The following is a 9,203-nucleotide window of genomic DNA, read 5'->3' as shown; positions in this document are numbered from 1 at the left end:
TTTGCATGAGGCACATTCTAAAAGAAGATTTATGAAGAAAATTATTGAATGGATAAAACAGAGCAATCGCTGGAAGCATCTATTAGGAGGAATTCTGATAGGCTTAGGGGCTAACGATTGGTATTGTGCTGCATATTCAGGAATTGGCATTGCAAGCGCACTAGAGTTAAAAGATAAGATGTGGGGCGGAAAGGCAAACATCATCGATTGGGGGCTGACTGTTGGAGGTGTTGCTATCGGCTTTGGTATACGAACATTAGTATTAATTTGTAAACGATGAGTAACTCTATAAAGAACACATTGATAGGTGTGTTTTTGACCGTAGCTATCGCATTCTTCGGAGCTTGGGTTCAAATAAATTCACGCATTTCTATGTTGGAAGTTCAGGTAAATGATGATCATGTAATGTTTCAGCGACAGACAGATAAATATGAAACAAACATGAAAGAGCTGATGAATAAAGTAAATGATATTCAAAACAAGGTAACAGAGCTTGGTGCAAAGCAGGAGGTTAAAAATGAGTTTTAGGGAATGGGGATATAGGTGGAAAGCTAAGACTCCATCTTTCTTTAAGAAAATAATCAAAATAAGTTTGGCTATCAGCGCAACAGCGTTAGCCATTCATACGGCACTTGTATCAGGTGGGGCGATAGAACCTTACTGGTGGTCTATAATATATCCGTACTTGATAGGTGTACCAGCAGGTGCAGCTGCTCTTTCTAAATTTACAATGGAGGATAAAAGTGATGAGAATAATTAAATTTATAGCAGTACATTGTACAGCAAGTCATCAGACAGAAACCATTGATGGTTTGCGTAAGGAATTTAAGCGTAAAGGGTGGAAGAACCCAGGCTACCATTATGTGGTGTCGCCAGATGGCAAGATTACACAACTTCTTGATGAGACCAAAGTCAGCAATGGCGTTAAGGGCTTTAATTCTGTTTCTATCAATGTTGCTTATATTGGTGGCATTGATACTAATGGCAAACCCACTGACAACCGCACGGACGAGCAGAAAGCAAGCTTGCGCTCGCTGTTAAAGATGTTGCATAAGAAATATCCAAACGCTATCATTCAAGGGCATAGGGACTTTTCGCCAGACCTTAACAAAAATGACAAGATAGAACCGTTTGAATATATCAAGGCGTGTCCATGCTTCAACGCAAAAGAAGAGTATTCTAATCTATAAACTTATCATTATGGAAAAGAAAAATACTTTTACAAAAGCATTAGTATCTATAGGATGTTTGCTTATAGGTATGTTTGCTATTATCTATTATTTCTTGTACCGATATTACAAGTTACCTCTACCGAAATTGAACGAGGTAACAGATACTATCCATTTTCAAGATACTATACCGTACTATTTGCCTGTACCAAAAGATAGTACCGTACTTAGATATGATACCGTAACACTCCCTGTTAGCTGCGAAAATACACATTCTGATAAAAAATATATTCTAAATAATACAACTTCTGACGGAAATTATATAATGCCGACTGACAGTAGCATCAAAAGTACTCCTGATAGCGTAAAAGTAGTGATACCAATCACACAAAAGGTTTACGAGGACAGCACATATAAAGTATGGGTAAGTGGCTACAATCCAAAGGTAGATAGCATCTTTGTGTACAACAAAACGAACGTTGTCAATCATTATTTCAAAAGCAAAGAGAAGCATTGGGGGGTGGGGGTGCAAGTAGGCTATGGTATTGGTAAAAACAGCCTACAACCATATATTGGTATAGGCATTAACTATAATATCGTAAAATGGTAACATGAAAAGTATTGAATTTCAAATAGCTAAGGGAGAAGTTTATAATGAAGTTGCAAAGACAACCTCTTATACTGGTGCCAAGATGGAAAATGACGAAGATGCTTACGACCGCATCTTCACAACTGATGAAGATAAAGCAATGCTTGAACGCTTTTGGAATGAGAGCAAGAATATGGTTGCAGGCAGCTTAAAGAAAGTACTTGGAATAGAACAGGAGGTAAGCGACCTATACACATTGGGATTAGAATTATCTAACTCTTTCGATGAAAACCTGAAAGAGAGTATGCAGCGTAGCCTATTCAGCTTCTTTGTTATGAATATCACGAGTAAGTGGTATACATTCACAAATAAGAAAGAAGCAGAAAGTTATGCGAAATCTGCTGCAACCGACATGGAAGATATTCTGCGTAAGGCTTATTTTAAGAAGAAGCCGATACGTCCAACATACGAATAGTTCATCTAATTATATAAATGATATGGCAGAAAACAAGAAGAACCTCGTTATAACGGAAGAGGTTAAAGAGCTTATCTATGACATTCAGAACAAAGCCTATCTAACAGGACAGGCACGTGAGGCTGAGGGTAAGAAGACTTATGAGGCAGCATCGAATATGCAAGCAAGTGATGATGATGAGAACAGCTATCAGGTACGCCGTTCACTTGCCAATGCTTTTTCGTCCCTCAAAAGTCTGCTTGGCGAATATCTGTCTGAAGATAAGACCACAAGCAATAACCGTATGCAAAGTGAGATTGATAATAGCGGACAGCTTACTCTTACATTTAGACTACCATCTAACTACAACAATGCTTCAGCAGATAGCTTAGGTAATGGCATACATTCGTATTTGGTTGATATGGCACTTGCAGACTGGTTTGCCATAACCAACAAGGAAGACGCAGAAACGTATGCAAGCCATTCAAAGGTTAGTCTGGAGAATGTAAAGCGTGCTTTGTATAAGCGCAGCCGTCCTACACGTCCTACCTACTAATCTTCTGTAATATGGGATATTGCCAAAATCAGAACACAGCTGAAAAAAGTAACAAATTGGTAACGCTTACATTCAAACGTGCCGAGTTGTTGTATGATGCGAGTAATTACTCTTTCGTTGAGGCTGATATTATGCCACAGGATGAGGAACACACGAAGCATCAGGTGTTTGATATTGCACAAGACGGTAATGTGGATCGTGTTACACGAGTCCTAAATTTAGCCCATTCTGAATGTGTTGAGTTACTATTTCCATATGCAAAGGAAGATATACCAGATACGGAACAGACGCTTAATGATATTCTCGTAGAACCTGATGAGTACAAGGTATGTCTATCCTTACCGTCTACATTCTCTATGACCACCGTTAAGATGTTAGAGCATTTGATACATGAGTTTTTGATTTGTAGAGTTCTTGCAGACTGGATGAGCATCACGCTTCCTGCGAGTACTGGACACTGGATAGATAAAGTGGACGAACTGAAAACAAAGATACGGACATCACTTGTGTCAAGAACTGGAAAGATAAGGCGGAAACTAAAGCCGTGGTAAAAAGCAAAGGCAGAGTTACATCACGTAGCCCTGCCTTTTTCCATGAATAACAATCTTAACCTTAGTAATAACTAACTTAAACTATCGTGGTTGGTTGTTCAGACGTGGAGCGAACTGTACAGAACAACCAGTAATACCTTCACCTTTCGTAAGCTCAGCAAGTAAAGCTATACGCAAGTACTTATACGGTGTACCTCTAAACCCTCGCAAGTAATGGTCTGCAGAAGACCATACAGGAATCCAATTATACAAATCATTAGAAGCAAACAATACCGATTTTACGTGTCCTTTATGGAATATACCACGTTGTATAATGGTATCAACAGACTTGTGTATATCGAATGCGTCAAGTTTTATAGGGCGAGATATGACAATATTTTTATATGTGTCATCAGACTCATCAGAGAAATTTACAAGACAACCATTATCAGTTACTGCCAGTGCATCAGGGTAAGCATTTACACTATTTGCTATGTTTGATTGCATCATACCCCATTGCTTTGATTTCATCGACCATACATAAGCGTAGTTGCATCGGGACTTATTAGTACTTGTGTCCTTGCTATTATTGTACACGATAATACGCTGATGCTTGTAGTCGTATATCATACGGCAGTCCTGAACAAACTCCATAAAAGGAAGAATCTGCAAAGATCCTTTGTTTTGTCCTGCGAACTCTAAAATTTTATCTATTTTTGGTAAGTTCAGAACAGACACCGAATTATCTCCATTAAGAATATTGGATATACACGTTGATTGAGAACCTTGTATCATCATTATTCCTCTATTTGTGGCAAACAAGACAGCAGAATCAATCTGCGTGAGCGACTTTGCATCAAGACACACATCACGAGTAATGGGCTGTCGTGCTGTATATGTCCCAGTTTTTGATACTTCTAAAGCCCAAACTCCTTCTGTTGTAAACGCATATAATGGGAACTGTCCGAATTGACCTTCACTAAGAGCTTTTGCAGCAGTCGATATACCCAAAATCTTACCTGTCCCAACAGTATTTATGCCTAATAATGGATAATAGAGAGGGTTGTTTATCTCCGATGTGTATATTTTGTTTGAAATATCTATTGTACGTTCGTTATCGTTAGATACAGTAGGAGTAGGAGAAACTCGCCCCGATATTTTTCCCCATTCTGCGAAACATAAAGGAACACCATCCTTTATTATTTTTCTAAATCCTCCGAAATAGAAAGAACCATTTAGGAAAGCATGTCGTTCTAACGGTATTTCGTAGAATATTCTCGAATCGTCATTATAGTCGTAACATTCCAAAACAGCTTTATAAGCATTCACATTTGGGTAATATATAAAGAAAATGGGAGAACCATATCCTAATACCCCTGCTTTACCATGAACGACTATTTCCTTTCCACCTTGCCTAATATATATATAAACTGAAAGCACGATTTTTTTATCAAATTCAGTAGTAGAAGGTCTATATATGTTGATTATTTTTACATTTCCATCTGTAAAAGGCAACATAGAGACAGCATTAAAACCTTCAAACAACCTTTTCCTTACATTGGTGAGGTTTACACGTGAGTTATAGACAAGCGCATTCTTCGGGATTAAGTTATCGTGACTGTCATAATCATCAGTCATAACCTCACGAGTAACAAGCGACTGCAAATAATCTTCTTTTATGTCGATTATTGTACGAGTCGTTGTTAGTTGCTCAACCTTAATACTTTTAAGGAAATAAAAGTTAGAACAATTTCTAATCTCCTCTTTTATAATAGATGTATCTCTTATTGGAATTCCGATAATATAATCCAAACTGCGATTAATTTTAAATTCAAAAAAGGAATTATAAAAAAGCTCGTTCATATTTTTCATTTGATAGCGTACTGGAAATTTAGCTGTGTCGAATATTTGATTGATATGTTTACAAACAGAATATCCCAAATCCTCATTTTCGTACTCTTGCTCGCAATAGATTTTATCGCACTCTCCGTTTTGGTCGTAAGTATAAATAGGCTTAGAAATAAATATGTCTACTGACTTAACTATATCAGACCAATTCTTAAGCAAATTCAATTCGCTTTCATTGATAACAGCATAGTCGAGTTGATGTAACATACCTATGACACGAAGGTTGGCAGTTTCCGCAAGTTCTCCTACCGGATATATAAAATTACACGTCACAATGGGTGCGCAACTGGTTGAACAAACCATTAGTATAGGTGCTGAATGCCTGGTGAGACTACCATCATATAGTCTATATGCATATCTCAAAAGAAAAGGATATAGGAATCTTCCTTTATTTGTGGACTCATCAGCTATAAACTTGTTTACTTTAGCAAGAACCTGTGAAGATACTTTTTTCTTGTTTTCGGCTGAAAACTCATGATAGTGCTTTAATCTTTTATCATCGTGCCAATAGCTTGCTAGGTTGGCAAAATTTATTGTAAACTTATCAGTTCGCTTCATTTCCCCTTGTAACCCAAAAGATAAAGATAACTCAGGAATATCATTTCCAAGTAAATGATAACCAGAAGTATCACTTTTCCAAAGGAAGTATAACATACCAATACTTGTAAGGGCTATAAGCGTATTACCAACACCAATAACTTTATGCAATTCTTTTGTGTCTAAATCATACAAATCTGTGAACTCCTTACCATTAGAAGTCCATACCAGCTTATTTCTTTCGGTATCATGTATGATATAATTCTTGTAGGCTGAGGACTTATGTATATAGACGATACGCATATTTGCCTGTAACTCCATGACCGTCTTTGGCGGCAACACTGGTTTCAATGCACCATCTTCAGGCACAATATTAAGTAAGAAGGCAGCATCACCATCAGGACACAAGTTGTCTGGAGGGGTGGTTGTAAGTCCGTTATACTTAATTTCCTTTATCATATTACTTGCTTGGTTTATCTATTTGGTAAAATAGCTTTCCATTTGTTGTTTTTACCGACGACACAGACAGTTTGTAGCAGTGCTGGGCAGACAGTCCGTAGTCGTATAGAATACGCCCAACAGAGGGATTGAGCGTTTCAAATCCTATACACTTGTATTTACCGTTATACTGAATGTCGCATAGTTGTGTTGGCTTGTCTATGTCAGGATTGAGCATGAAGCCAAATAAACCAGTATCAGATATACGGAATACAAAAACTGTGGCTTTTTCAGCTACACCCGAATTATTACGAATGTGGTTGAAAAGATGCTTTGATAACGTTACAGAGTTGTCGGCAGGGTCAAGTATAACGAATAGACGTAAAGACCTATACCAGTTCTGTATTTTATTGAATATTGTTACCATAACGCAAATATATTATACATAACCGACAACTTAGGTTTATCTCTTAATACTCTTTACGAGAACGAAAAGAAACTGTTTCAATGAAGAGGAATGAGAGCGTTGTTTGCAAGTCTGCTCTATGCTTGTCGGCTTCCTCCCTGCTTTTGAAGATGTAAGAACAGAGTTCTTTTTTGCAAGTTCCCTTTGTTGCTACGATGTTTGCATAATACTTGCGTCCAAACAGGAACGCAATTACTTCTTTTAATACTGTTGTTTGCATAATTTATAAGTTAATATTTAATCTTTTCTTCCATTATCGTTTTCAGTTCCTCTGCACTTGCATAAGAATGCTCTTTCAGAATAGCGATAAACCTATCACGCTTTAGTTTCTTGTAATACTTGATGAAGTCTTCTCTTACGAGGTCGCACGGCTCACCGGGTTCTATTACCATTTCCTTTCCGTTCCTTGCAGCCATGGCGGACAATGCGAATATGTCAAGACCGTATTAACGATGACGTACATCTTTCGGTTAATGGTTATCCTACCATAGTATCTCACTATTGAGAACTGGGAGTTTGCCCAATATTCCTCTGCCATGCAAATTGGCATACCGTTGTTTGTCATATCTTTATTCTCCTTTCTATGTTTGTCTTATTATTCATGTTATTTTGTTTCAATTAGTTCTTTGTCCTCATACACATTCCCGATGACAACCAATCCGCGCTCATTAACCCATTGCTGATAAAATGCTATTGTAACGTCTGGTTTAGGCACAGCAACAAACTGTGAATATTCTTCATGGTATTGTATGATGTAGGGGTAGGACTCATCAACTATGACGTCCCCCTCGAATATCTTCACCCCTTTCGCATCTTTCAGCCCTGTGTATTGCCCTACGCTGTCAGCGTCCACAAGATATTCATCTAAAGGGATTGAGAAGTCCTTTAACACATCTGGGGATATAAAATGATAACCTTTATATGCGAAGTAGTAGCCGTACAACCACTTTTTATTTTTCTCGTTCCACCCACGAAAAAGTATTTCTCGTTTTTTCATTATCTTTACTTATTTAAGTTGATTATTCATACTTTTTTACTTATTTCAAAAAATAAGTATAAATTACTGATAGGATAAATGCGATAGTGAATAACAGAAAACTCATGCCTAACCACTTAAATGCAATTCTCCCTGTTTTATCACTATCCGTTATCAAGTGAAAATACACTTTCACACAACCAATAATACAGATAAAGGCACTAATTGTATACAGAAGATTTATTCCTTTTTCCCAATATAGATATTCTCTCATCGTCTTTTTGTATGTTTATTTTTTAGCTTCTTGCCTCTCATCATTTTCCAAGTCAGCGTACATCGCTTCCACATACCTCACGACACGCTCGTATTCACGTCCGCTTACCTCACTATCCCTATAAGCCTTTGCAATGAGTTCTTCGCCTGTACCGTAAAAGCAGCCTACCTTCCACATCTTATTAGAGCGTGTGTAAGTGAAATAACGACCACTTGACCATATATTTTTTAAAACCACGTAATCTCTTGTGGAGCGTATCTCTGCATCGCCATACACCTCTGCGTAGCCATACACCTCTGCGTAGCCAAATACCCGAGCATTGCCAAATACCCGAGCATTGCCATATATCTCTGCGTTGTCAGATACCCGAGCATTGCCAAATATCTCTGCGTTGTCAGATACCCGAGCGTTGCCAGATACCCGAGCATTGCCAAATACCTGAGCATAGTTATATACCACTGCGTAGCCATATACCTGAGCGTTGCCATATACCCGAGCATAGCCATATACCCAAGCGTTGTCATATACCCAACAATTACCCTCATGAGACAAGTTCTCTTCACTTTCCACATAGCCGCCTTTGTCCCCTTTCTGCACATCGGCAAAGTCCCTCAATGCCTCGATTCTGTACAAAGTTTTGCCGCCTACCACCTTAGTGTCGTTCTCCAATAGTCTGTATTTCTTTTCCATTGTCTTAATTTATTTTTGTATTCATAATGCTACTTACTTAAATCCCCATTCTTTCATATAATCAAACCTTTCAACACCTTTGAACTCGTCAAATTCAGTTGGACTAAGGTAAATTTTCTTTATATGCCGTTTATCTCCACGCCAATTTTCTATTATACCTTTCGTGTATTTTTCAAAACTTATTGGGTAAACATCGAAATAAGTCTGAAATCTATGCCCTTGTACGCCTTTTTCTAAATAACCAAATTTTTTGATACAATAGTTAATCACGATTTCTTTTTTAAATCCGCTTTCTGAATAAACAGCTACGAATAAACTTTTTGTAAAAAGTCCAGTCTCATTCAAATCTGGCGAATACTTTACTTCGAAGAAATTAAGGTTATTCAAAAAGTCTTTTCTCTTTTTCTCGTATTCTTTGCATTTTATTTCTGACTCAAAAATTGTCCCGTCAAATGCTTTGAAAATCGTTGCTGATGTTATCATTTCCATAATAATCTATATTTCTTTTCCATAGTCATTGTTTTATCCCTTTTCAAATTGTTTAATAATTTTTGCTCCCAGTCAATTGTAGGAATAGCAAGTACTGGTTTGTTTGTATTTTCTTATCTTCTGCGAT

General features: G+C 37.5%; 17 protein-coding genes. 8 read left to right on the top strand and 9 right to left on the bottom strand.

The window, feature by feature from the left end; translation table 11 throughout:
* Position 1 precedes the first annotated feature (1 nt).
* Genes AC1DCD_RS01975 through AC1DCD_RS01940 form a run of 8 tightly spaced genes read left to right on the top strand, consistent with a single transcriptional unit; the run spans position 2 to position 3,319 of the window.
* On the top strand, positions 2-280 hold the full coding sequence (locus tag AC1DCD_RS01975; RefSeq protein ID WP_394330068.1) for a hypothetical protein: 279 nt from the start codon (positions 2-4) through the stop codon (positions 278-280).
* Positions 277-528: a hypothetical protein gene (locus tag AC1DCD_RS01970; RefSeq protein ID WP_050773460.1), complete on the top strand. Its 252-nt coding sequence runs from the start codon at positions 277-279 to the stop codon at positions 526-528. The genes AC1DCD_RS01975 and AC1DCD_RS01970 overlap by 4 nt, the downstream gene beginning before the upstream one ends.
* Positions 518-760, top strand: coding sequence for a hypothetical protein (locus AC1DCD_RS01965; protein ID WP_008447445.1), 243 nt, complete (start codon positions 518-520; stop codon positions 758-760). Before AC1DCD_RS01970 ends, AC1DCD_RS01965 begins: the two co-directional genes overlap by 11 nt.
* A complete protein-coding gene (locus AC1DCD_RS01960; protein WP_008447456.1) occupies positions 747-1,190 on the top strand; it encodes an N-acetylmuramoyl-L-alanine amidase in 444 nt (147 codons plus the stop codon). Before AC1DCD_RS01965 ends, AC1DCD_RS01960 begins: the two co-directional genes overlap by 14 nt.
* A 10-nt stretch (positions 1,191-1,200) precedes the next feature.
* On the top strand, positions 1,201-1,779 hold the full coding sequence (locus AC1DCD_RS01955; protein ID WP_008447506.1) for a DUF6808 domain-containing protein: 579 nt from the start codon (positions 1,201-1,203) through the stop codon (positions 1,777-1,779).
* A 1-nt stretch (position 1,780) separates the two neighbouring features.
* A complete protein-coding gene (locus tag AC1DCD_RS01950; protein WP_008447447.1) occupies positions 1,781-2,233 on the top strand; it encodes a hypothetical protein in 453 nt (150 codons plus the stop codon).
* Positions 2,234-2,255: 22 nt separating this feature from the next.
* Entirely contained in the window at positions 2,256-2,768 is a 513-nt protein-coding gene (locus AC1DCD_RS01945) for a hypothetical protein (RefSeq protein ID WP_008447482.1), read from the top strand.
* 11 nt (positions 2,769-2,779) lie between these two features.
* Entirely contained in the window at positions 2,780-3,319 is a 540-nt protein-coding gene (locus AC1DCD_RS01940; RefSeq protein ID WP_039864092.1) for a hypothetical protein, read from the top strand.
* Positions 3,320-3,400: 81 nt separating this feature from the next.
* On the opposite strand, the gene AC1DCD_RS01935 is transcribed toward AC1DCD_RS01940, so the two are convergent.
* Genes AC1DCD_RS01935 through AC1DCD_RS01895 form a run of 9 tightly spaced genes read right to left on the bottom strand, consistent with a single transcriptional unit; the run spans position 3,401 to position 9,076 of the window.
* Positions 3,401-6,202 carry a hypothetical protein gene (locus AC1DCD_RS01935; protein ID WP_464639732.1) on the bottom strand — a complete coding sequence of 934 codons (2,802 nt, stop codon included), beginning with the start codon at positions 6,200-6,202 and terminating at the stop codon, positions 3,401-3,403.
* 1 nt (position 6,203) lies between these two features.
* Positions 6,204-6,608, bottom strand: coding sequence for a hypothetical protein (locus tag AC1DCD_RS01930; RefSeq protein ID WP_008447510.1), 405 nt, complete (start codon positions 6,606-6,608; stop codon positions 6,204-6,206).
* 43 nt (positions 6,609-6,651) lie between these two features.
* Positions 6,652-6,867, bottom strand: coding sequence for a hypothetical protein (locus AC1DCD_RS01925; RefSeq protein ID WP_008447451.1), 216 nt, complete (start codon positions 6,865-6,867; stop codon positions 6,652-6,654).
* 10 nt (positions 6,868-6,877) lie between these two features.
* Positions 6,878-7,039: a hypothetical protein gene (locus AC1DCD_RS01920; protein WP_464639734.1), complete on the bottom strand. Its 162-nt coding sequence runs from the start codon at positions 7,037-7,039 to the stop codon at positions 6,878-6,880.
* Positions 7,033-7,212, bottom strand: coding sequence for a hypothetical protein (locus AC1DCD_RS01915; protein WP_464639736.1), 180 nt, complete (start codon positions 7,210-7,212; stop codon positions 7,033-7,035). The genes AC1DCD_RS01920 and AC1DCD_RS01915 overlap by 7 nt, the downstream gene beginning before the upstream one ends.
* 39 nt (positions 7,213-7,251) lie before the next feature.
* The gene (locus tag AC1DCD_RS01910; protein ID WP_464639738.1) at positions 7,252-7,644 is read right to left on the bottom strand and encodes a YopX family protein; all 393 of its coding nucleotides are present in this window, start codon (positions 7,642-7,644) and stop codon (positions 7,252-7,254) included.
* Positions 7,645-7,684: 40 nt separating this feature from the next.
* Positions 7,685-7,897, bottom strand: coding sequence for a DUF4134 family protein (locus AC1DCD_RS01905; RefSeq protein ID WP_464639740.1), 213 nt, complete (start codon positions 7,895-7,897; stop codon positions 7,685-7,687).
* A 15-nt stretch (positions 7,898-7,912) separates the two neighbouring features.
* Positions 7,913-8,587 (bottom strand): LbetaH domain-containing protein, encoded by a 675-nt coding sequence (locus AC1DCD_RS01900; protein ID WP_464639742.1) that lies wholly within the window; start codon positions 8,585-8,587, stop codon positions 7,913-7,915.
* 33 nt (positions 8,588-8,620) lie between these two features.
* Entirely contained in the window at positions 8,621-9,076 is a 456-nt protein-coding gene (locus AC1DCD_RS01895; protein ID WP_353586698.1) for a hypothetical protein, read from the bottom strand.
* Positions 9,077-9,203 lie beyond the last annotated feature (127 nt).

Source organism: Prevotella sp. C0209C1, assembly GCF_056583855.1.
This window is presented reverse-complemented; position numbering and strand designations above follow the sequence as displayed.

Coding starts and splice junctions, on each gene's coding strand:
- AC1DCD_RS01970 (WP_050773460.1), top strand. CDS start 277: ATGAGTAACTCTATAAAGAACACATTGATAGGTGTGTTTTTGACCGTA.
- AC1DCD_RS01965 (WP_008447445.1), top strand. CDS start 518: ATGAGTTTTAGGGAATGGGGATATAGGTGGAAAGCTAAGACTCCATCT.
- AC1DCD_RS01960 (WP_008447456.1), top strand. CDS start 747: ATGAGAATAATTAAATTTATAGCAGTACATTGTACAGCAAGTCATCAG.
- AC1DCD_RS01955 (WP_008447506.1), top strand. CDS start 1,201: ATGGAAAAGAAAAATACTTTTACAAAAGCATTAGTATCTATAGGATGT.
- AC1DCD_RS01950 (WP_008447447.1), top strand. CDS start 1,781: ATGAAAAGTATTGAATTTCAAATAGCTAAGGGAGAAGTTTATAATGAA.
- AC1DCD_RS01945 (WP_008447482.1), top strand. CDS start 2,256: ATGGCAGAAAACAAGAAGAACCTCGTTATAACGGAAGAGGTTAAAGAG.
- AC1DCD_RS01940 (WP_039864092.1), top strand. CDS start 2,780: ATGGGATATTGCCAAAATCAGAACACAGCTGAAAAAAGTAACAAATTG.
- AC1DCD_RS01935 (WP_464639732.1), bottom strand. CDS start 6,202: ATGATAAAGGAAATTAAGTATAACGGACTTACAACCACCCCTCCAGAC.
- AC1DCD_RS01930 (WP_008447510.1), bottom strand. CDS start 6,608: ATGGTAACAATATTCAATAAAATACAGAACTGGTATAGGTCTTTACGT.
- AC1DCD_RS01925 (WP_008447451.1), bottom strand. CDS start 6,867: ATGCAAACAACAGTATTAAAAGAAGTAATTGCGTTCCTGTTTGGACGC.
- AC1DCD_RS01920 (WP_464639734.1), bottom strand. CDS start 7,039: ATGGTAATAGAACCCGGTGAGCCGTGCGACCTCGTAAGAGAAGACTTC.
- AC1DCD_RS01915 (WP_464639736.1), bottom strand. CDS start 7,212: ATGACAAACAACGGTATGCCAATTTGCATGGCAGAGGAATATTGGGCA.
- AC1DCD_RS01910 (WP_464639738.1), bottom strand. CDS start 7,644: ATGAAAAAACGAGAAATACTTTTTCGTGGGTGGAACGAGAAAAATAAA.
- AC1DCD_RS01905 (WP_464639740.1), bottom strand. CDS start 7,897: ATGAGAGAATATCTATATTGGGAAAAAGGAATAAATCTTCTGTATACA.
- AC1DCD_RS01900 (WP_464639742.1), bottom strand. CDS start 8,587: ATGGAAAAGAAATACAGACTATTGGAGAACGACACTAAGGTGGTAGGC.
- AC1DCD_RS01895 (WP_353586698.1), bottom strand. CDS start 9,076: ATGGAAATGATAACATCAGCAACGATTTTCAAAGCATTTGACGGGACA.